This is a genomic window from Alteromonas sp. MB-3u-76, from assembly GCF_002831605.1.
Classification (GTDB): domain Bacteria; phylum Pseudomonadota; class Gammaproteobacteria; order Enterobacterales; family Alteromonadaceae; genus Alteromonas; species Alteromonas hispanica.
On record NZ_CP025115.1, the window covers coordinates 241448 to 263771 of the forward strand.

18 protein-coding genes are annotated in these 22324 nt (G+C 43.6%); 11 read left to right on the forward strand and 7 right to left on the reverse strand.

All coding sequences use genetic code 11. The features are described 5' to 3' along the window. Position 1 precedes the first annotated feature (1 nt). Complete coding sequence (gene mpl, locus CW735_RS01070) at positions 2 to 1354, reverse strand: UDP-N-acetylmuramate:L-alanyl-gamma-D-glutamyl-meso-diaminopimelate ligase (protein WP_100970738.1); 1353 nt, start codon at positions 1352 to 1354, stop codon at positions 2 to 4. A 569-nt stretch (positions 1355 to 1923) separates the two neighbouring features. On the opposite strand from mpl, the gene CW735_RS01075 reads away from it, so the two are divergent. The 3 genes from CW735_RS01075 to CW735_RS01085 all read left to right on the forward strand — a co-directional run bounded on the left by CW735_RS01075 (position 1924) and on the right by CW735_RS01085 (position 4122). Beyond that, entirely contained in the window at positions 1924 to 2901 is a 978-nt protein-coding gene (locus tag CW735_RS01075) for a class 1 fructose-bisphosphatase (protein WP_071978297.1), read from the forward strand. Positions 2902 to 3025: 124 nt separating this feature from the next. Next, positions 3026 to 3556: an inorganic diphosphatase gene (gene ppa / locus CW735_RS01080; RefSeq protein ID WP_071978298.1), complete on the forward strand. Its 531-nt coding sequence runs from the start codon at positions 3026 to 3028 to the stop codon at positions 3554 to 3556. A 71-nt stretch (positions 3557 to 3627) separates the two neighbouring features. Further along, complete coding sequence (locus CW735_RS01085) at positions 3628 to 4122, forward strand: DUF3299 domain-containing protein (RefSeq protein WP_071978299.1); 495 nt, start codon at positions 3628 to 3630, stop codon at positions 4120 to 4122. A gap of 39 nt (positions 4123 to 4161) precedes the next feature. Here CW735_RS01085 and CW735_RS01090 read toward each other — a convergent pair whose 3' ends face one another. Together CW735_RS01090 and CW735_RS01095 are read right to left on the reverse strand one after the other, a co-directional pair. Then, positions 4162 to 4860 (reverse strand): 2OG-Fe(II) oxygenase, encoded by a 699-nt coding sequence (locus CW735_RS01090; RefSeq protein ID WP_071978300.1) that lies wholly within the window; start codon positions 4858 to 4860, stop codon positions 4162 to 4164. A gap of 21 nt (positions 4861 to 4881) precedes the next feature. Further along, the gene (locus CW735_RS01095; protein WP_071978301.1) at positions 4882 to 5301 is read right to left on the reverse strand and encodes an acyl-CoA thioesterase; all 420 of its coding nucleotides are present in this window, start codon (positions 5299 to 5301) and stop codon (positions 4882 to 4884) included. 303 nt (positions 5302 to 5604) lie between these two features. On the opposite strand from CW735_RS01095, the gene CW735_RS01100 reads away from it, so the two are divergent. Further along, positions 5605 to 6582, forward strand: a complete 978-nt coding sequence (locus CW735_RS01100) for a transposase (protein WP_100970739.1) — start codon at positions 5605 to 5607, stop codon at positions 6580 to 6582. 591 nt (positions 6583 to 7173) lie between these two features. On the opposite strand, the gene CW735_RS01105 is transcribed toward CW735_RS01100, so the two are convergent. Continuing rightward, on the reverse strand, positions 7174 to 7935 hold the full coding sequence (locus tag CW735_RS01105) for an IS5 family transposase (RefSeq protein ID WP_100970740.1): 762 nt from the start codon (positions 7933 to 7935) through the stop codon (positions 7174 to 7176). Between the two features lie 213 nt (positions 7936 to 8148). Beyond that, a complete protein-coding gene (locus CW735_RS01110) occupies positions 8149 to 9348 on the reverse strand; it encodes an IS4 family transposase (protein WP_100970741.1) in 1200 nt (399 codons plus the stop codon). 166 nt (positions 9349 to 9514) lie between these two features. On the opposite strand from CW735_RS01110, the gene CW735_RS01115 reads away from it, so the two are divergent. The 5 genes from CW735_RS01115 (at position 9515) to CW735_RS01135 (ending at position 15920) form a co-directional block, all read left to right on the forward strand. Further along, a complete protein-coding gene (locus CW735_RS01115; RefSeq protein WP_071978302.1) occupies positions 9515 to 10726 on the forward strand; it encodes an HlyD family secretion protein in 1212 nt (403 codons plus the stop codon). A 28-nt stretch (positions 10727 to 10754) separates the two neighbouring features. After that, the gene (locus CW735_RS01120; RefSeq protein ID WP_071978303.1) at positions 10755 to 11447 is read left to right on the forward strand and encodes an ABC transporter ATP-binding protein; all 693 of its coding nucleotides are present in this window, start codon (positions 10755 to 10757) and stop codon (positions 11445 to 11447) included. Continuing rightward, positions 11440 to 13809, forward strand: coding sequence for an ABC transporter permease (locus CW735_RS01125; protein ID WP_100970742.1), 2370 nt, complete (start codon positions 11440 to 11442; stop codon positions 13807 to 13809). The genes CW735_RS01120 and CW735_RS01125 overlap by 8 nt, the downstream gene beginning before the upstream one ends. A 9-nt stretch (positions 13810 to 13818) precedes the next feature. Then, complete coding sequence (locus CW735_RS01130; RefSeq protein WP_071978305.1) at positions 13819 to 14322, forward strand: hypothetical protein; 504 nt, start codon at positions 13819 to 13821, stop codon at positions 14320 to 14322. A 98-nt stretch (positions 14323 to 14420) separates the two neighbouring features. Continuing rightward, positions 14421 to 15920 carry an Hsp70 family protein gene (locus CW735_RS01135; protein ID WP_100970743.1) on the forward strand — a complete coding sequence of 500 codons (1500 nt, stop codon included), beginning with the start codon at positions 14421 to 14423 and terminating at the stop codon, positions 15918 to 15920. Positions 15921 to 16286: 366 nt separating this feature from the next. On the opposite strand, the gene CW735_RS19695 is transcribed toward CW735_RS01135, so the two are convergent. Together CW735_RS19695 and uvrA are read right to left on the reverse strand one after the other, a co-directional pair. Further along, the gene (locus CW735_RS19695) at positions 16287 to 16454 is read right to left on the reverse strand and encodes a hypothetical protein (RefSeq protein ID WP_198033585.1); all 168 of its coding nucleotides are present in this window, start codon (positions 16452 to 16454) and stop codon (positions 16287 to 16289) included. Between the two features lie 158 nt (positions 16455 to 16612). Continuing rightward, positions 16613 to 19438, reverse strand: coding sequence for an excinuclease ABC subunit UvrA (uvrA, locus tag CW735_RS01145; protein ID WP_071978308.1), 2826 nt, complete (start codon positions 19436 to 19438; stop codon positions 16613 to 16615). 480 nt (positions 19439 to 19918) lie between these two features. On the opposite strand from uvrA, the gene CW735_RS01150 reads away from it, so the two are divergent. Both CW735_RS01150 and CW735_RS01155 read left to right on the forward strand, forming a co-directional pair. Continuing rightward, the gene (locus CW735_RS01150; protein ID WP_071978309.1) at positions 19919 to 21262 is read left to right on the forward strand and encodes an MFS transporter; all 1344 of its coding nucleotides are present in this window, start codon (positions 19919 to 19921) and stop codon (positions 21260 to 21262) included. Positions 21263 to 21353: 91 nt separating this feature from the next. Next, positions 21354 to 22214 (forward strand): alpha/beta hydrolase, encoded by an 861-nt coding sequence (locus tag CW735_RS01155; RefSeq protein WP_071978310.1) that lies wholly within the window; start codon positions 21354 to 21356, stop codon positions 22212 to 22214. The last annotated feature ends 110 nt before the right edge of the window (positions 22215 to 22324 follow it).

The following is a 22324-nucleotide window of genomic DNA, read 5'->3' on the forward strand; positions in this document are numbered from 1 at the left end:
GTTATGATTTTTTATTAAGCGCATGAAGTAGACGCTCATGAATACCTTCAAAGCCACCATTACTCATCACCAGAATATGATCGCCTGGCTGTGCTACGGTGATAAGAGATTGAACGATCTGTTCTACCTCATTAAAACACTGTGAGGGAACTACACTTTGTGTAGCAGCATCGGTTAGCGACCAGCCCATTGCTTTGGGTTCGTATAGAAAAACATGGTCGGCTTGCTGCCATGAGTTTGCCAACGTATCTTTATGAATGCCCATTTTCATAGTATTAGAGCGAGGCTCTAATACGGCCAAAATGCGCTGATTACCTACTTTATTGCGAAGCCCCTCAAGGGTTGTGGCTATCGCTGTGGGGTGATGCGCAAAATCGTCGTAAACCGTAATATCATTAACCACACCTTTTACTTCCATACGGCGCTTCACATTTTTAAAGTGAGCAAGCGCTTCAATAGCATCATTTAGGGTTACGCCTGCATGATGCGCAGCAGCAATAGCCATTAGGGCATTGTCGACATTGTGTTTGCCCAGAAGCGACCACGAAACTCGGCCTGCTACAACACCGTTATGAATAACATCAAACACGCTTCCATCTTTGTTAACGAGTTCGCTATCCCACTGTTTACCCAGACATTGACGAGGTGTCCAACAGCCTTGCTGTAAGGTGTCTTCAATAGCGGGGATGTTTGAAGGACTCAGTATTAAGCCATTTTCCGGCACCATTCTCACCAAGTGATGGAACTGTGTTTGTATGGCAGCTAGGTTAGGAAAAATATCTGCATGGTCAAACTCAAGGTTGTTAATAACCAGAGTTTTTGGGCGGTAATGCACAAATTTAGAGCGCTTATCAAAAAAGGCACTGTCGTATTCATCAGCTTCGATAACAAAGAAGGGCCCCTCGCCAATACGCGCAGACACGCCGAAGTTTTCCGGTACGCCACCAATAAGGTATCCAGGTTTCAGCCCAGTATATTCTAAAATCCAAGCAACCATGCTGCTGGTGGTAGTTTTGCCGTGGGTGCCAGATAGACCGATAACCCATCTGTCTTTTAATAAATTATCAAGCAGCCACTGGGGGCCGCTGGTGTAGGGTAAGTTACGGTTTAATACATACTCTACCGCTGGGTTACCGCGGGAGAGCGCATTTCCAATAATTACAATGTCGGGGATTGGCGCAAACTGACTTTCATCAAACCCTTGGGTTAATTCTATTCCTAGAGCTTCTAGTTGCGTACTCATAGGTGGATAAACATTAGTATCTGAGCCTGTCACCTTGTGGCCCAGTGACTTTGCAATAGCAGCAATACCGCCCATAAAGCTGCCGCAGATACCTAATATATGTACGTGCATAGCGCGTTCTCGTCATTATTATTTATTACAGCGTACTTTATCAGAACCGCCATAAAGATGGATAACTCAATTTCTTTAGTAAAGGAAACAGGCGCGTTGTACTAGGCACAGTTTTTGGGCAAAGTTTTTGAGACAGGCATGTTAAAAAGCTTTTTGAGACAGGCATAATTAGTAAGTTAAAGAGACAGTCACAAAATTTTTAAGAAGAAAGTTATGATGACAGTCATGATAAAGAGAAACTGGTATGGTGACTGTCTCGATAAGAAATTTGGTATGGTGTGTGAATGTTTTTGTAAGTTGAAAGGTAACCGTGTTCTATTTCTGTGTGAACATGGTTACAATTAAAACGATGTCACATTCTCCACATTGAACTTGCAAGTTTCCTTTTATAAGGCCGCATATTGGCTTTATAAGGTTGCTTCTACAACGGGCGATAATGACTCAGCCTCACGTTATCCATGATGGAAGACGACAAAAATAAGTAATAAATAGTAACAAGCAGTAAGCCAGTGATAAAACTGTGCGTCTTGTGACGATAAACCCTACACTCAAATAAAGGCCTATAATAAATGAAACGCTTAAACTCTCAGTTGCAACAAGACGGTGCACCGCTTGAGCTAATCCTGCTCATTCGAACCCTGTTGGCAGGTTGTAAAGAAATTTCATTCCGTGTGAGTCAAGGAGCGCTAGCTGGCGTTCTTGGTTCTACGCTTTCAGAAAATGTGCAGGGTGAAACTCAAAAGAAGCTCGACGTTATCTCTAACCATATTTTAAAAGATACATTAAGAGAGTCTGGCTACGTCAAAGCAATATCCTCTGAAGAAGAAGACGATGTAGTACCCTGTAACCCAGAAGGGAAATACCTAGTTAGCTTCGACCCTCTCGATGGCTCATCGAATACTGAAATTAACAGTTTAATTGGTACAATTTTTTCCATTACTCACGCGCCCCAGTGGATGGAGCCCAACGACCCATCTGCTTTTCTTCAGCCCGGCACGCAAATGGTGGCCGCAGGGTACGTACTTTACGGGCCATCTACTATGCTTGCGCTTACTACTGGTCGCGGAACGCATATATACACGCTAGATAAAACCCACGGTGGTTTTCTATTAACCCATCCAAACATTGAAGTGCCAGCGCAGACCTCTGAATTCTCAATCAATGCGTCTAATCAACGTCATTGGGAACCTTCAATGCAAGCTTATATTGCCGACCTACTAGCGGGTAAAGACGGTCCTCGTGGCAAAAATTACAACATGCGTTGGGTAGCTGCCATGGTTGGTGATATTCACAGACTACTGTGTCGAGGCGGGATATTTATGTACCCTTTCGATAACCGCGACCCGTCTAAACCTGGCAAGTTGCGTTTGCTTTATGAAGCGAACCCCATGGCTTTTCTTATGGAGCAGGCAGGTGGTAAAGCCGAAACAGGCAACGGTCGCATACTAGAAGTTATGCCAGAAGAAATACATCAGCGTGTTCCATGCATTATTGGGTCGAGTGAAGAAGTGGAAATGTGTGTGAGTTACGCTGAAAAAGCGAAATAGTTGACAAAAAAGCGGCAAAATAGCTTAGTTTGTTGAGACATCAGTCTTAAACCATTTTTATTTTGCTGCTGTCGCCGTATACTTACGGGCAAAATTTTTAATCTATTACTGTAAGGACAATAGAATGAGCTTGAGCGCAGTTCCTGCTGGCAAAAATCTGCCTGAAGAAGTAAATGTAATTATCGAGATCCCAGCCCATGCTGACCCGGTAAAATACGAAGTAGATAAAGACACTGGTGCTTTATACGTAGATCGCTTTATGGCTACTTGTATGCATTATCCAACCAATTATGGTTATGTTAACAACACTTTGTCTGAAGATGGCGACCCTGTTGATGTTTTGGTAATGACGCCGTTCCCTCTTCTAGCGGGTTCAGTAATTAAGTGCCGTCCTGTTGGCGTGCTTAACATGACCGATGAGTCGGGTAAAGATGCGAAAGTGCTTGCTGTTCCAATCGACAAGCTTTCTACAATTTACCGTGATGTGAAAGAGTTGGCAGACGTACCACCGTTGCTACTTAAGCAAATTGAACACTTCTTCGAGCACTACAAAGATTTAGAGCCAGGAAAGTGGGTTAAAATTGACGGGTGGGACGACGCAGCAGCCGCAAAAGCTGAAATTGTCTCAAGCGTTAAGCGTTTCGAAGCAGAATAATTCACTGATTGTGAAATTAGTGCTAAAACGGGCTGGTGATTACCAGCCCGTTTTATTTTCAGGGGAGAACAATGGTTACTTCAAAAGTTAAGTCATTTTTTACGCTATGTATATTAACAACCAGTGTTCTATTGTCTGCTTTTTCAGTGCAGGCAGAAAGTGAACCCGTGGAAGTGTATTGGGAAGACTTAGTGCCTCCGGGTTTTAACGAGTTAGCGCCCCCTGCTGTTCAGCATAACGGTGAAATGAGTCAGCTTCAGCCTGATGCGCCAGTAGTAGAGAGCTATGACGGCAAGCGCGTTAAGATCCCGGGCTTTGTTGTTCCGCTTGAAGGCACCGCAGAGCTTACAACTGAGTTTTTATTGGTGCCTTATTTTGGCGCTTGCATACATGTTCCACCGCCAGCGTCCAATCAAATAGTGTACGTTAAATTTGAAAGCGGCATTCCTATCGATAATATTTATGATGCTATATGGGTAACAGGGGAGTTATCTACTGATGGATGGAAAGGCGATATCGCTTCAGTGGGTTATCGCCTAAAAGGTGAAGCTATCGAAGGGTTTTAGCCCTTCGATATTCTGCGATTAAATAACGAGTCAATCGCACTAACCCTGGGTATAAATGTGCTCAGCTCGGTTAAACAAAAGCCATGACGTTAGAATATATTTATCGTTACTCTTTGGTATTTGCCCGCGGTGTGTATGGGTAAAGTACGCAGGAGCAATTACCATTCTTCCTGCTTTTGGCTTTACTGAACGGTTTTGATAATAAAAATCGGTTTCTCCGCCCTCATCCACATCATTAAGATAAAACATAAACAGCATAACTCGGTGCAGAGCATCGTTGTGCTGTAGTTGAGGATAGACTTCTGAATGCCAGTAAGGGTAACCGCCATTCCCTGCGGTGTAACGCTGTGCATTGACATCGCCCACGCGAAACAAGTAATTCACTAAATTAGCTAAGTTGGGTTTGCCCACTTCCTCAAAGTTCTCACCGGTAAGTTTAACCGGCTCACCTGTTTTCGGGTGTTTTACGGTAAGCCCTATTGGCCCTACTAACGCAAAATAGTACTTTTCAATATAGGCCACTAGTTGTTTACCGGTGTGCTGCATTACCTGCTGAAACAAATCTTGAAATTCGTTGTTATGGCTTATCGAAACATCGGTACTACGCTTTTTATCTAAATCAACACCGCCGCCAGTGCGGCCTTGGCTTAAATTAGGGCTGCTTTCGAATCGCTCTATTAGCTGAGTACATAACTCAGGCGGTAAAACGTCATCGATTACTTCTATTAAATCGCTCATTGTACTTCCCTACGGCTGTCTCTACTTTCCAGAAATATCTTTATAATGAGATTGAAGCATTGCTTTAACATCATCTGGAATAGGCGCCGAACGCTGGGTTTTATAGTCAAAATGCACCATGGTGGTAACGCCCGTGGAACATAGCTTGTCGTCTTGCCATAGCTCTTGAAACACGTCGAATGCACTGTTGCCTAGACGGCTAATGTAGGTTTTTACGGTTACGGTTTTGCCGTAGAAGATTTGAGCTAAAAACTCAACTTTGTAACTAGCTAGGATAAGAGGCCAGTTCTGTAAATCGAGTTCGGGGGTAAACATACGAAAGATAGGCTCTCGGGCCGCTTCGAACCATGCTACCAAAGCGGTATTACTTACATGCTGCAGCGCGTCGGTCTCGCAGAAACGCACGTCGAACGACGTGACTAACGGAGTTTCAGTTGTCATAAAATAGGTAAGGCTTTGTTATTTATTTTTATAGCAATCTAGCATTGCCGCGAAAAATTTTACACCGCTTTTGTACTTCTTCTAATGAGACAGGCATGTTTGCAATGCCCGATCATTTCTATCAACACCGCCACTATAAAGATCGTTACTACCAAGACAGGCATGGCTAGACCGCTATCAAGACAGTCACGACTGAGCCGCTATTAGCCTGAGCCACCAAAAAAACTGTACCTCAATACACTTTCTTTAGATGGTGTAGCACTCCAAACTGTTAGCAGCACAATTAAACGTCAGAATAGCTCGATGCCTAAAGCCCGAAAGTCTCAAATTAGCTTATCAGATACACCGTATTATCACTGCGTATCTCGTTGTGTTCGCCGCGCATTCTTATGTGGAACAGAGCACGGAAAAAGCTTCGAACACCGCCGCAAGTGGGTTGAAGACCGCATTCATGTGTTAAGTGATGTATTTGCGATAGAAGTTTGTGCTTACGCGGTAATGAGCAACCATACCCATATCGTTCTGCATGTGAATAAAGAGAAAGCGATAGCGCTCTCGACAGAAGAGGTTATTGAGCGTTGGCATTCGCTGTACAGAGGAACCTTGTTAACGCAGCAATATGCCTCTCCCATGACACGAAAAGCGCTGAGTGAGGCGCAGCGAGACACTGTAGAGCGCACCGCAGGCGTGTGGCGAGCACGACTTTATGATATCAGTTGGTTTATGCGCGCACTCAATGAGTACATAGCTCGCGCGGCTAATAAAGAAGATGAATGTACAGGACATTTTTGGGAGGGAAGATTTAAATCCCAAGCAATATTGGATGAGTCTGCACTAGCTGCCTGTATGGCCTACGTCGATTTAAACCCGGTACGCGCTAATGTAGCGAAAACGCCTGAAACCTCTAACCATACCAGCATTCAATACCGAATTCGTGCTGCGAGGGTGGGTAAAACACCGAAACGACTTATGCCTTTTGCTGGTAACCCACAGCGAGATAGGCCCCATGGCTTACCTTTCACTCTTAGCGATTACCTTCAGCTTGTGGATACAACAAGTCGATATATTCATCCAGCTAAACACGGCAAAGTAGAGAGCAATACGCCACACATTCAAGCGCGTCTTGGCATCGACGATGAAAAATGGCTGACGTTAACTACCCAGTTTGAACACTGTTTCAAGCACGCTGCGGGGAAAGTTGTGCACCTTGAACAGTACGCCCACAACCAACATCAACAGCGAGTTCATGGCCGACAAAATGCTATGCACCTCTTTGGCTAACTCCTTATTAATTGAAAAATTTTATATATCTAATTAGCACCGCTGCTGACTTTTCACTGTAAGTGCTTCATCTCTCGCTACATATTTCGACACGTTTAATATAATCAAATCGATTGCATATTTAGCTAAGTAATTATGGCTTTTTTGCATTTTAGAGGAATAGGTTAGCTGCTTTATCAATTGTTACGCCTGTGTCTTTAATGTGACTGTCTTATTAGTGGCGTATTTGGAATTCAGAGGTAGCTGCGAGGTTTGATTGTTTTTAGCATGTCTGTCTAAAAAGTATCTGCAATTTGAAAAATACGCTTTACGATTTTAAATCGCTTATTTATTCTATGTTATTGTTATTGTTATTGTTATTGGGGCGGCTTTTTTTACTATCGGTTCATTGAAAAGGCCTGTTTTGGCTGCTTTCAGTTTGTATTTTGTTGTGCTAGCTTAGTTTTTCGGTGAGGAATGCCATAAAGCTATAAAAGAGAATACACAATGGAAGTAATGAAACGCTCTTCTCAAACAATAACTGATGCGAGCTTTTTAAATGCCTGTCCTAAAATCGCTAGGGTCTGTTGATCTTTGCTGTACATATTTCACTCAGCAGTACATGGGTAGCCACATCATTGAAAATGCCAGTGATACCATGCTGGCATAATTCCTTGCTAATTTTTCATACCTCGTTGATATTGAACGATAATGCTTTATTCGAGCAAAGGCGTTTTCAACAAGGTGACGATATTTATAGAGACACCAATCAACGCTGTCTTTATCTATATCCTGACCATAGTTTCGTTTGGGTATGACTGAAGCACCACCTTTAGCTTCAATATATTTCCTCAAAGTATCACTATCGTACCCTTTGTCGCCGACGAAAATGTTAACTTCTCTTAAGTGATCAACTAGACTTTGAGCGCGAGCGATATCATTTCTCTGGCCTTCTGACAGTTCAAAATATATGGGGAGCCCGCCACTATCCACGGCTAGATGAATTTTTGTTGAGTTACCACCTCGGCTCTTTCCAATGCATTCATTATCAGTAGTAGCAGCTCCGGTACTATGCTGATGAGCTTTAATAATTGAACCGTCAGCAAAGACCCAATCGTAATCAGCTAGTTTAGCTAACTCATTGAATAACATATTCAATAAACCTTTCTTTGACCATAAATTGAATCGGCGATAAACGGCGCTCCATCTGCCAAATTCTGCCGGTAAATCACGCCAAGGAATACCGGTTCTCAGCCGGAATAATATCCCTTCAAACGTCATTCTATGTTCTGGTTTGTTGTAAATGCGGCCAGTGCTCTTCATTACTTGAAGTAGCTTTTGCCACCGCTTATCAGTTAGCATTAGTCTTGGCATTGTAGTGAGTTGTTCTTTTACTTTTGGCGAAGCAAATTATAACTCTTTACCATGCTGTTCAAAAACTAATCACGAAAGATCAACACGCCTTAGTGTCGGTCACGATATTGATGACCTCTATATCGGCTCTTTGTTTTGTTCAAAGCACGTAATTAAAAATGTCCGTTTTGTAAATTTTCTTCGCCAATTTACTTCTGAGGGATCCCCACGAATTTAGCATGTAATCTTGCTCATGCAAGCTTCAGCGGTGAGTTCATCAAGCCAGCGGATCGTCTTTTTCCACTGATGCAGGGTAAATCGCATTGAGGTGTTAAAAGCTCTCAAGCCAAGAAAGTGAAAGGATAGTACGGATTTTGTTTCGGTATTTGCCTGAAAGCGTCGATGCTTGTTACTGACAACTAATAGCATGCCCAACAGTACAGCCACTAACGAAGCCAGTGTGGTAAGCAAGACCAGAACAGTAATGCGTGTCTTGGTTGTGCTGCGATTATTTTCATACCCCAGACCAAAGCGCGTGCTTTTCATATCCCGAAAGCCTTCTTCTATTTGCATGCGCTGGCGATAAATATCGATGACTTGTTTAGATAAGTGACGATGGTAGGGCAATGACGTCGCCAGTAGCCACGGATCTCTTGCGCCATCAGCATATTTCAATGAATTGGTATCCCGTTGGCGCGAGCCATTGGCATTAAACGCTCGTCGACCTTTCGCTTTCTCTTTAACCAACACCAAGGTACAGGCAAAAGGTCGTGACTTGACGATAAGCGCGTTATCAAATCGCTTGGGCCGTGTTGTAGCCTTTAGATAAAGCTCAGCGATAGATTGCCATTCATTACCGCCATCCAGCGAATATAAATGTGGCTTTCGCACACGTCCGACAATATGCCATCTCAATGCCTGCACTTCACGAAACCACGGCGATTTGTAGCCCGCATCAGTGACAATAATGGGCTGGCAGGTATCCGGTAAGAGCGTGTGCAATATCTCTAAAAAGTCTCTATGTGTAGTCGCTTTTGCACTGGCTTTTCTATCATGCACTTCCTGATAAAGGGTAATAGGCCGCCCTTTAACGACAATTGCGGCGCGAAGTAAAAAGTGCTTTTTGCACTTATCCAAATCTGACCAGTCAACGGCAATGACAGGATGTTTACAGGTACAAAATAACCGGCAAATCATTGCATAGATAAACGGTACTTCACGCTGGAGGTGACCATTAGATAACAGCCGGTCAGCCCGCTTAATACGGTGTTTCTCATAGGCATTGGAACGGATACCGCGCCCCATACTGGTCACAGTGGCCGAACCGCTCTCAATCAAGCTTCGCACACAGGCGACAACGGCCTGTTTGCGGGTTTTATGCATTTTATGGCTGACAAAAGAGACAAGATTGTTCAATATAGAGCGTGCATTCATGGTGTTTTCTGTGTTGGTTTTTTTTGGCGAAAGATCTGATCACCAAATGCCATGAATGTTCCCTAACTCTTTGACTTTATTTTACTATTCGTGGGGATAGCTCAGAATTTACTTTCTTTTCGAGTCAATTGCCGTTCATAAAACGAAGAAGCCGGAACAATATCTAATGCAGGCTCATATCAAAACTAAACAAAACATTTCAAAGTCTCGACTATTTTTGATTCTTTCCACACTCTTAATTTTGATAGCGTTGTTTGTCGGCTTTTATCAAAGCTTAAAATCACCCGCTAGTTTAGATATTTACGAAGTGAAATTCACTCCATCTCCATCTCAATTGCGCGGAATTGGGAAAGTTGTTCCAATCAATACGCAGGTGGTAGCGGCAAACGAAGATGGTTACGTTTCTGAAATCTATGTCCATCAAGGACAAAGAGTGAAAAAGGGCGACAAGCTATTTTCGCTAACGAACCCACTTCTTATTAGAGAGTTTCGAGAGGCTGAATCTCAGGCTTTAGAAACAAGGGCAAACGTCGCATTTAGAATCAGTCAGTTAAAGCTTGAGGGGTACAAATTAGAATCCGATATCTCTGAAGCAGAGTCATTATTAAAACGGCAACAGCTAGAATATGATGCAAATAGAACTCTCCACAAAGCAGGAATAGTGTCCAGCATAAGGTATCAACAGCAAGAGCTGACACTGGCCCAGGCTAAGCTAAGCTTAGAAAGTGCCCGCAAGCAGCTGGAAATGTTTGCCGAGAATAAGGAAGAGCAAGTTGCTGCGCTTAACTTACAAAATGACTCGGCTTCTGAAAAGGTTGCTTACTATAAAGAAAGAATTAATGACTTAACTGTGAACGCGGCAATATCAGGGCTTGTGAGAGATTTAAAGCTCAGCTCTGGTCAAGCAGTTAATATTGGGCAAACGTTAGCGTCTATCGTCGATGATTCCTCATTAGTGGCGGAAATTAAAATACCACAATATTTATCCCATAAAATCAGCCTCGATAGCACTGCCAAAGTCATAAGTCCAGCGGCCACGCAAGAGGGCAAAGTTTCTTTTATCGATTCAATAGTAAGGGAAGGTGCTGTTCAAGTAACAATTGAGTTGGCCCCTGATGCTGGCAAGCAATTTTCAATTGAGCAATCTATTGAGGCGGAGATTACATCATCTGATGTTGAAATGGTGGCCTCGGTTAGTAAACCACCTAATTATAGCGATCAGATAAACTGGACTGTTTTCAAAATATACGATGGCGAAATGGTAGCAACGGACGTAAGAGTGTCTCATACGAGCAATGAGTCGCTCTTTCTATCTGGAAATTTAAAAGAAGGTGAAAATATAGCGCTAGTTCAAAATTCCTCGGAAATTGAAAACTAGCCGCTTGGTAGTCGTTACAGGGAAAAGTATGCCAGAGTTAATTCAGTTTAAAAATCTCGATTTCGTTTACCCTCATTCAACGGTACCCGCGTTAAGTGGGGTTAACATGACGATTTCAGAGGGTGATTATGTTGCCATTGTTGGTACTTCAGGATCAGGGAAAAGCACCTTACTATCTATATTGGGGCTAATTAACGAACCGAGCAGCGGACAGTATTTATTGCTTGATACCAATGTGACCGATCTCACTCAACAGTCGGTGGCAAAACTAAAAAACGCCGAAATAGGCCTAATTTTTCAAAACTTCAATCTCCTTGGCCATCTTACTGTTTATCAAAACGTGTGCTTACCCCTTACATACAATGCTAGCGTCTCAAGAAAAGAGTATCGTGAAAAAGTAGTGAGTGTCTTACAGTTAGTCGGGATGGAGGATTATTTAACGCGTTACCCTCGGGAGTTGTCGGGAGGGCAGCAACAGCGAATAGCCATCGCACGTGCGATTGTGAACGATCCTTCGCTTATTTTGGCCGACGAACCTACTGGAAACTTAGATACCTCAAATGCAGAAATCATATTTGACATTCTTGAGTCATTAAACAAAGCGGGTAAGACTATTTGCCTTATCACTCACGATATACAGTTTGCGAGAAGAGCAAAAGTCCAATACACCATTAAAGACGGTAGGCTCACTCACGCAAAAAGTGAAGTGGACAATGCATAGTTTGTCTTTCAAGCTGTCCCTTGATCTCGCATCAAACTGGTGGCTTCAATTTTCTAAACAATGGACAAATTGGTTTGGAATTTGTTTACTTGGTCTGCCAATCGCTTTTTTCGCCCAAGTGCTCTCTATTATAAGCGCCTACGAGAATCCAAGCTTTGCATCCATCAAGCATCCCGAAAGAATAGCCCAAGTAAGTTACAAGACAGCGGATACTCAGTCAGCACTACCGTTTTATCTGGCGCAAGAATTAACTCGTCCTAATGCGGGTCCAGAGAACATAAAAGGCATTACTTATCAAAAAAATGCATGGCTAAAAAGTGACGGTGTTATCAAGCGTGACGTATATGCCAGTTTCTTCTCAGGGGGGTATGAGTATCTTGGTATTTCTCCATTGAAGGGAAGCCTTGAAAAACTGGAATTTCCAAATGCTAATGAACAAATTCACGTCGCAATCTCTTACTCCCTATGGCAAGCACTTGATAAAGGTGACGATATCATCGGTGAAACTCTGCAAGTTGGGGCTGAATTGCTTATCATCAGTGCCGTTATGCCACAGGAGTTTATAGGTTTACGGCCCGGCTCAGAAACAGATTTGCTCATTCCATATGCTTACATTGAACGATTGAATGTGGGAACATTTGATGCGGTCAGCCCAGATACGTATTCCTATTTACTGACAAGTTCAGCGAATCCAGTGGCCTCTGAAAGACTTGAAGCATACTTACAACAGCAAGCATTGTTCTTTGATGACGAAAAATTAGAGATTATTGATGCTTTTGGCATTTCAGATTCTGAGTTCGTTGCCTTAAGTAGTCGTTTGGAGCGGTTGAAGTACCTCTTCTTAGTGCTTCTCATCTTTAGTGCAATTGCGTTTTTAAGTAACCTTTGTGACGATTTAGAAAAGCGCCAAAACGAACATGCGCTTAGGAAAATGATCGGAGCTAACAAGCAACAGCTTTTTGCGCAGCTTATTTTAGAGCTTCTTTTTTCCTTATCGGCGGTAGCCACAGCGGCAGTTGTTTATTACTTAATGAGCCCTGCTTATTTCAACTTTGCGGTTCCAGAATTGCAGACTGCAGTCAATAATAACTGGACTTCATTAGCAGGTATCTTAGCGGCAACCCTTCTACCTATGTTCGGTATTGCCATAGTACTGTTCTCATTACAGAAGAAGGTCTTCGCCTCATCACTTGGTCGCGGTGGAAGTGTCTCCCTCGGGGTTAAGCTTCAAGCGTTCTTTTTGCTAGCCATCATGATTTCAATAAGTTGTATAAGTATTTCCAAAAGCGTTGACCTTTCTTTGCGGCAGTATGCTTATTATCAAAAAGACAGAGGGTTTGACGAAAGTGAGCTAGAAATAGTGACATTTGATATTCCTCGCTTTGGCGGCACTTTTTATACCAATGAGCTACCAGAGCTTGTCATACAAAATATTGAGCAAATAGAAGGCATAAAACACGCGGCTATCACAACGACACCATTTTTGAAAAATCAAAACGCGTATACCTCAATTTATACGCAAGACCTTCGACCGCTTGGAGGCAAGAATAATCCGGGCGTGTTAACGTCGTTAGTGTCCCCTAACTTTTTTGAAGTGGCTGGAATAGAGCTGATAAAGGGAAATACACTGACGTGGGGAAATCGAAACCAAGCTGTAATCAGCGAGGCTTTGTATCATAAGTTTTTTGATGGGCAGACACTAAGCCAAATGAAATTGCTTATTGATACCAGCGATAATGATAAGCAAGTTATCGATGTGGTGGGTGTTGCAAATGATGTTCATTTAAACAGTATTGACGATATCGCAGAGCCTATCGTGTACCAAGTTTCTCCCACGTTATTAGGCGTAGAAAGTTTGCTGATACGCACTAAGCTGTCGTCTTTCCAAGTTGAAAAAGCGGTGGATACGGGGCTTAAAAATATAGATGCAAGGCTTAGTAATCCTACATCGAGCAATTTGGAAGCGCTAATCGACGAGCAAGAAGCCCCCCAAAGAGCGTTAATTACGACATCGTTATTAGTCACCGTTGTTTTGCTTTCAACAACAATCTTATTTTCATATAACAGCATTAATATTTTACTGATTAAATCTCAGCGAGAGATAGCGTTAAGGCTTTCTCTAGGGGCTATGGTACATGACATTGTTAAACGGGAAATGCTTGCTTACCTGATAGTAAGCTTACCAGTTGCGCTGCTGACTTTGTTTTTCTCAACGTCAATTCTGAAAGACACTCAATTTGCAGGTAGTGATGCAATTTTGCATTACGCGGGTGGATTCTCTGTTTTGCCCATCGTTGTTTTGGTTACATTTTTATTTGGCGTTCAGCGGACTAAGAAAGTCAGTTGGCAGGCGTTAACTTAAGGAGAAATAATGAAATACTTACTATATGGAATAGTTTTATATTGTGCTTTGTCATTAAATGCAGTGAAAGCAGTAGAAGTCACTGAGGTGCTCATTGAGCCGGAAAATTATAAGGCGACGGGCTTCGGGAATGTGACGCCCTTGACTTACTTAGTTAATCGAAAGGGTGAAACGGTTTTCAAACAAAACAGTGTTGCCCGAGATTTGGCAAGACACTTTAATAACACAAAACCTATTGATTCATCCGAAAATGATTTGGCGATTTTGTCGAAACAACTGCCTGATGATTACGATTTTTCTGACTACGATTACACATTGTTTATAGTAAGAGCACAAAAAGATGAGCATTGTCCGCCAGGTAAAAAGCAAAACTCAATCAATGAAAAAGTCATTGGGCTACTTGAGCAATACAATGTGCATTATGTGAAAGTCTTAAAGAAGCCCGCCGATAGCGTGACAGTCACTATAGTGTCTGAAGAAGAATACAATAGGCTAACAGGGGGCGGTAACTGATCCTCGTTTAACGGCAACGTGATTAACCTGTAAACAAAGCTAGAAAGGGCACTGGCTTTTCCTTACAATTCACGCCAAATTTCTTTTACGTAATAACTATGACTGCAATTGGGATTGATTACGGCACATCAAATTCTGAAGTGGTGTATTTTGATGGTGCTACCCATCAGCACATCAAACTTGACCCTTTAGATAAGAAAGGCAATAAAATTCGTTCGTCGGTATTTATTTACTTTGAAGACGAGCTGCCACCGCCACCCGATGCCATGGTTGAAGCGAAAGTAGCTCAGTTGCAGCGCGTTATCAACGAGCAAATAGATAAAGCCAAAGACGGCTATTACTCAGCGAAAGATCCCAAAGAGCAAGCTACGTATAACCAACGGATTAATTCTCTGCGTGGCGACCTTCACAATAAGCCTGCTCTGCAACGTAAAGCTATTGCACAGCTAATGCATGTCATGTCCCTGGATGAAATTCCTCTGCTAAGACTGGTAGAGCACGGCAAGTTTGCTTTCGGTGAAGCTGGGTTTCGTCGATTTTTGAAAATGCCAGAAAAAGGGCGCTTAATCTACTCGCCAAAAAACTTCTTGGGTGCGTCGCTAGATAGCGATCAAAAGAAAGCGTTTGTCGGCATAATTGCGAAGCAGCTTGGTTACTTTAAGCAATGTGCTCAAGAGCAGCTAAGTAGCAACATCGATTCGGCGGTGATTGGTCGTCCGGTTAAGTTTCACGGCACGCGCGGTGAAGAAGGGAACATTCAAGCCATAGAAATAATGACCGAAGCGGCCAAACAAGCTGGCTTTGCCACAGTTAATTTCTTAGATGAACCCATAGCAGCTGCGTATAAGATAGAGCAAACGCTTCCTCGTGATACCACAACTCTTATTGTTGATATCGGTGGCGGCACTACCGATATTTGTTGCATCAATCTCTCTCCAGAGCGCACTAATCAGTTAGATAGAAAGCAAGATGTGTTGTCGGTAACAGGGCGACGCTTAGGAGGCATGGATTGCGATAAAAGCCTGGTGCTTAAAACGATTGCCCCTGAAATGGGGATGGGGCTGAAAATGATGAACGGCCTGCCCGTACCCCCAACCTACTTCTCTGATATGTGCGCGGTAGATAACATTCCTGCCTTAATGCGCTTCTTTTCTGATGATTATGGATTGGATATATCTCAAACGATGTCTGTCATAAAAGAGCCTGCACAATTAGAGCGCTTGCTTACTGTACAGGAAAACAAGCTGTCGGCTCGGGTAGTAAATTCTGCGCGTATGGCTAAAGAGCTGCTGTCGAGTAAATCTCGAATAACTCTTCCTCTGCACTACATAGAAGATGAGTTTGGTGTGGATATAAGCCAAGAGGCTCTACAAAAAGCGTTAAAACCTTGGCTTGATAAGGTTAAGACCTTGGTTACCGAGTGTTTAGACAACACCGACGTGAAACCCGAAGTGGTAATGATCACTGGCGGAATGAGTTTGTCGCCCATCGTGGTAGATGCTTTGTATGAAAACTTACTGACAGGGCTTCCACGCTTAGAAAATGATGCATTTAATTCGGTGTGCGAGGGACTCGCTATTCAGGCGTCTAAGTTTTAATTAGTAAATAAGTGCCTGTCTGTACAGGCTAGTCTGCGTATGCTCTCAAAAAGATAGCTAAAAGTGATTGTCTCTCTAGCCACGACATAAAACGTGACTGTCTCAGTAATTTCTCTATCACTTAAAATAGGGGGAAAGTGGCTAAAAGTGACTGTCTCTCTAGCCACGACATAAAATGTGACTGTCTCAGTAATTTCTCTATCACTTAAAATAGGGGAAAGTAGCTAAAAGTGCCTGTCCAAGTATCTGCCCGTATTTAACTCCAACACTTTAGCGTGCTGTATATTTCACAGCACGCCCTTAATGCACAAGTATAAAGCTCGCTAGAAAAGTACTTGAGCCTGTATTTGAAGCAAGCGTGGAAGATTAATGCTTGAGAATATTGTTCTCTTTAAGATATATCGCGATGGCTTCTGGAGACTCAAAAGCGTTAAGCAGCATTTGCTGAGCATGCTGTTTTACACTGTTGTCTTCAGATGAAGAAAGTAAGTCATACCAGGTTTTAACTAAAGCCAGTGGTGGTGTTTGATTCATTTGTTGCTCCGGTAATATAAACTGCATATTAACAATCATCATCGTAACCTATGATGCGTTAAAATAAGCTCTGACCAGAATGCGTTAATGAGCGGCTAATACACACTACCAAGCAGTGATGAATGTGTACTACCTGCTCATTAACTCTACGATTAGGCTTACTCGAGCAAGGGCTTTAAGAAACGACCTGTATGCGACACTTCTTGTTCAGCAACATGCTCTGGTGTTCCTTCAGCAATAATCAGGCCACCTCCTGATCCGCCTTCAGGGCCAAGGTCAACAATCCAGTCAGCCGTTTTAATAACATCGAGGTTATGTTCTATGACAACCACGGTATTCCCGTGGTCGCGCAGCTCGTGCAGTACCGCCAGTAGTTGTTTGATGTCGTGGAAGTGCAAACCTGTTGTCGGCTCGTCAAGTATGTAAAGCGTTTGACCAGTGTCTCTTTTTGACAACTCTTTTGCTAATTTTACACGCTGAGCCTCACCACCTGACAAAGTTGTCGCTGCCTGTCCTAACTTGATATAAGAGAGACCGACATCCATCAATGTCTGCAATTTGCGAGAAATAGAGGGGACTGCATCGAAGAATTTTCTTGCATCTTCCACCGTCATCTCTAGCACTTCGTGAATATTCTTGTCTTTGTATTTTACATCCAAGGTTTCGCGGTTGTACCGTTTGCCCATACATACATCGCAAGGCACGTACACATCGGGGAGGAAGTGCATTTCAACTTTAATAACACCGTCGCCCTGACACGCCTCGCAGCGGCCGCCTTTCACGTTAAAGCTAAAGCGTCCTGGCTTGTAACCCCTAGAGCGGGCTTCTTGGGTGCCTGCGAACATTTCTCTTATTGGCGTGAAAATACCAGCATAGGTTGCCGGGTTAGAGCGTGGAGTTCTACCAATAGGGCTTTGGTCAATATCAACCACCTTGTCGAGTAGCTCTAAACCCTCCATCGACACGTGAGGTGCAGCCTCTGCCGTGGTAGCCTTGTTTAATTCACGCTGGGCAATCTTATAAAAAGTGTCGTTAATTAGCGTCGATTTACCTGAGCCAGACACGCCAGTTACACAGGTCATCACGCCCGTAGGTATGCGTAAATCAACAGATTGTAAGTTGTTGCCTGTGGCACCTTTAAGCGTTAGCCACTTGTTATCTTTCGCTGGCGTGCGCTTTTCTGGAATATCAATCTTTTCACGTCTAGATAGGTACTTCCCTGTAAGCGAGTGCTCACTTTTAAGAATGTCGTCGATGGTGCCTTCAGCAATAATTTCACCGCCGTGTACGCCAGCACCAGGGCCAATATCAATAACGTGGTCTGCTTGCCGAATGGCATCTTCGTCATGTTCAACAACGAGCACTGTATTGCCTAGGTCCCGTAAATGCGTCAGGGTTTTTAGTAGTCGCTCGTTGTCTCGCTGGTGCAACCCTATGGAGGGTTCATCAAGCACATACATTACGCCAACAAGTCCTGCACCAATTTGACTAGCGAGGCGAATCCGCTGGGCTTCGCCACCTGAAAGTGTGTCTGCACTACGAGACAGTGACAGATAATTAAGCCCAACGTTAACTAAAAAGCGCAGCCGATCGAGTATTTCTTTTAGGATCTTTTCTGCTATTTGAGCTTTTTGGCCGGCTAAATCGAGAGTTTCAAAAAACGTATATGCCTCGGCTATCGACATATCGGCAATAGTGGGCAGCGTGGTTTGTTGAATAAATACGTTACGCGCTTCAACGCGTAGACGTGAACCGTTGCAGCTACTGCAGTGCTGTTGGCTGAGATATTTGCCAAGCTCTTCGCGCACAGAGTTTGACTCGGTCTCGCGATAGCGTCGCTCCATATTCGGAATAATGCCTTCGAAAGGGTGCTTACGCTCCATAATATCGCCGCGCTCGTTAATATATTTGAACGATAACGATTTACCCTTTGAGCCATACAGAACAATGTCTTTATGTGCGTCTTCTAGCTCTTCGAAAGGGGCTGTTAAGCTAAACTTATAGTGATCAGCAACTGCTTGCAGCATTTGGAAATAATAATAACTGCGTTTGTCCCATCCGCGGATTGCACCACCAGACAAGCTAAGCTCAGTGTTGGTGATAATGCGTGAAGGATCGAAAAAGTTTCGGGTGCCTAAGCCATCACAAGTAGGACAGGCACCAGCAGGATTGTTAAATGAAAATAGTCTAGGCTCTAATTCGCTCAAGCTATAGCCACAATGAGGACAGGCAAAATTTGCAGAAAATACAATTTCTTCTGCATCTTTGTCATCCATGTCAGCAATAACAGCGTTACCGCCAGCAAGGGAAAGCGCGGTTTCAAAAGATTCTGATAGGCGAAGTGCCAAATCATCGCGCACTTTAAACCTGTCTACTACCACCTCAATGGTATGCTTTTTGTGCAGGTCCAGCGGTGGAGGATCGGAAAGATCGCACACTTCACCATCAATGCGAGCGCGAATAAACCCTTGGGCAGACAAATTCTGCAAGGCTTTAACGTGCTCCCCTTTACGTTCTTTAATGATAGGTGCAAGAAGCATCAATTTGCTGCCTTCTGGCATAGCCAGCACCTTATCCACCATTTGACTTACGGTTTGTGCATCAAGTGGAACGTCGTGGTCAGGACAACGAGGGGTTCCCACCCTGGCAAACATCAAACGCAGGTAGTCATAAATCTCGGTAATTGTGCCCACCGTAGAACGCGGGTTGTGCGACGTAGATTTTTGCTCAATCGAAATGGCAGGCGATAAGCCTTCAATGTGGTCAACATCTGGTTTTTCCATCATTGAGAGGAATTGACGCGCATAAGCAGAGAGTGACTCAACGTAACGACGCTGACCCTCAGCGTACAAGGTGTCAAATGCAAGAGACGATTTACCCGATCCGGAAAGACCAGTTATTACTACCAGCTTGTCTCGTGGTAGTGTCAAATCGATATTCTTCAGGTTGTGAGTGCGTGCACCGCGTATTTCGATTTTATCCATTTAAGCCTAATGAGAAAAAGAATCTGAGTTAAAGGAAACAGTATGCCATAGGTGTCAACTAAAGTGATATGGCATTCAAGTTATACTCCTTGAAACTTGGGGAGATCACCTTCACCTTGCTATGCGTGGCGATATTCGTGCAGGAGCGAAAGGATGGTGTTATGCGTGTCCTTTTTAGTTGTATTTGTGCAGAAACGAGAGTGTGATGTTATGCGTGTCCTTTTTAGTTGTATTCGTGCAGAAACGAGAGTGTGATGTTATGCGTGTCCTTTTTAGTTGTATTTGTGCAGAAACGAGAGTGTGATGTTATGTGTGTCCCTTTTTTAGTTTTTTTAGTTCTCTGTAGAAAACGCAATTGTTGAGAAGGATGAAATAAACGATGACATTAATCAGTTTTAACCTTCATGGGCATACCATCAATTTATGCTACACTTCGCCGTCGTTATTTTCGCACAGTAACCTTTGAGGAACTCAGACGCTTTGAACGCCTTGGAATTACGCGCAGCGCTTGCGCTAGCCTCTGTTTATGTTTTAAGAATGTTAGGCCTTTTCATGGTCATGCCCGTGTTGGCCGTGGCTGCGATGGACTATCCAGATTATTCTCCTTTGCTGGTAGGGCTAGCGGTGGGCGGCTATGGCTTGACTCAGGCAGCACTACAAATTCCCATGGGGATGATGTCTGATAAATGGGGGCGTAAACCCGTTATTCTGCTTGGATTGAGTGTGTTTGCCATAGGTAGTTTTGTGGCAGCTAATGCCGATACCATGGCGTGGATGATTGTCGGGCGAATTTTACAAGGGGCTGGAGCAATAGCCGGGGCTATAATGGCACTCGCTACTGATGTGAGCAGAGAAAGCCAGCGAGCAAAAGTACTGGCTATTATTGGTATTGCTATTGGCTTTTCGTTTTATATAGCCGTGATTGTGGGCCCTCTTATTGCCAACCGCTTTGGATTAAGTGGGGTGTTCGCCGTAACGGGCCTGTTAGCCATTTTGTGTATTCCACTTGTAAAGTGGGTCGTGCCAAACTCAGAACCTTTAAGCAGTGGCGAAACTCTTCCGCAAAAGGGGCAGCTGGGCCAGTTAATTCTATCAAAGCAATTGTGGCGACTAAATGTGAGCGTGTTGATACTACACATGCTCATTACCCTATTGTTCGTACAACTCCCCGTTACATTGACCGATTTTGATATGTCGTTGAGCGAACATTGGCGCATGTATCTTCCCGTTTTGGGCGCCTCTATAGTTGGGCTTATCATTATGATGGGCGCAGCCCGAGGTCGTACGCCTAAATCGTTGTTACTATTAGGGGCCGTGTTTATGGGTAGCGCATTTTTTGCCCTTGGCATAAGCAGCGCTAACTGGTGGCTAACTACAGCAGCCGTTATTTTGTTTTTCACTGGGTTTAATTATTTAGAAGCGAATTTTCCAGCCTTGGTATCGAGTATTGCTCCTGCTGGGCAAAAAGGCACGGCCATGGGAATTTATGCGAGTTTTCAGTTCTTTGGCGCTTTTTTAGGTGGAATGATATCTGGCGTGGTCACCGATGTATGGTCGCCTAACACTGCCTATATGGTGGGTGCAGCTAGCACATTACTTTGGCTTTATATCATTAGTGGGATCAAAGAAGTAAGCCGCGTAAAGCGGGTTATGATGAACGTAGAGAATCCAGACGCTAGTGCACAGAACACCTTAAAAGAGCAACTGCTTACTGTGCCGGGGGTATTGGAAGTCACCTTCAATACTCAGAGTGATGCCGTGTATCTAAAGGTAGATAGAGATTTTGATGCAATAAAAGCGAGGGCGGTGATTAGGCCTATTTAGTCGCTTGTTAAGCAAAGACTACTCTGCTTTAATGAGTAACATATTAACACGGATAGTTTTTCGCTATTGCTTTCAAACATGGCTTTCAAATATGGCTTTTAAAAACGTTTGTTCTGTTGTCATTGCTTGCCTATTGCTATTTGGATGCGCAATCAACGTTACGCCCAGCGCCTTCTTTTACCAAGACACCACACCTAAATCGCTAGACACAACGCGGCTTCATAGTGCTATTCAAAAAGATAATTTGTCTGCGGGTATAAGTATTGTAGAGCTGGAAAACGAGGGTGGACAAACCCTGCGCGGTGTTGCAGTTTCTTACGCTAATCCTATCGTCAATATTGTATTCTTCGCTGATAATAGAATGCCACTATCAGAAAATAACAGCGTTATACATCAGCTAGGAAAGTTACCAGCCAATATTTTATGGCTTGATTACCAAGGGGTTGGTGCAAGTGAAAAGGCGGATAAGCTTAATATTAATGCCATTAAGCAGGATGCGCTTACCCAGTTTGATTACGTCGAAAGCGCTTTTGACACCTCTATTCCCACTATTGTTCACGGGCGCGGTATCGGCAGTTACTTTGCAAGTTACGTAGCTGCAAATCGGCAAATAGACGGGCTTGTGCTAGACGGCGCTTTCAATAATATTTCTGACCTCATAGCTAATATGGTGCCCGGGTTTTCGAATTCCTTTACCGCAATGAAGTTACACGACGAAGTTCACAGCATGCAAATTGCGCCTATTCTGAGGCATTTTGACGGGCCGCTTTGGTTACTTGTAGGCGCCCGAGATAAAATTACACCGCAGCCAATTAGTGAGCAGCTGCTTGCAGACAGTGCAAGTAGTAAAAAACACCTTTCTGTCATCCCCGAGGCGACCCATAACGCCACACTTAATTCAGACTTTGCCATTGCAGAGTACAAACGCTTTGTATCACAACTCGCTAACTAAATAGGCGGGGGGGCCATTTTTTTGCTTGTGGATAAATAGTGGAAAACCTTGTTGGTAAGTCTGTTAACAGTGAGTAATGGCGCGAGATCGGGATCAGAAGGGCGCAACTG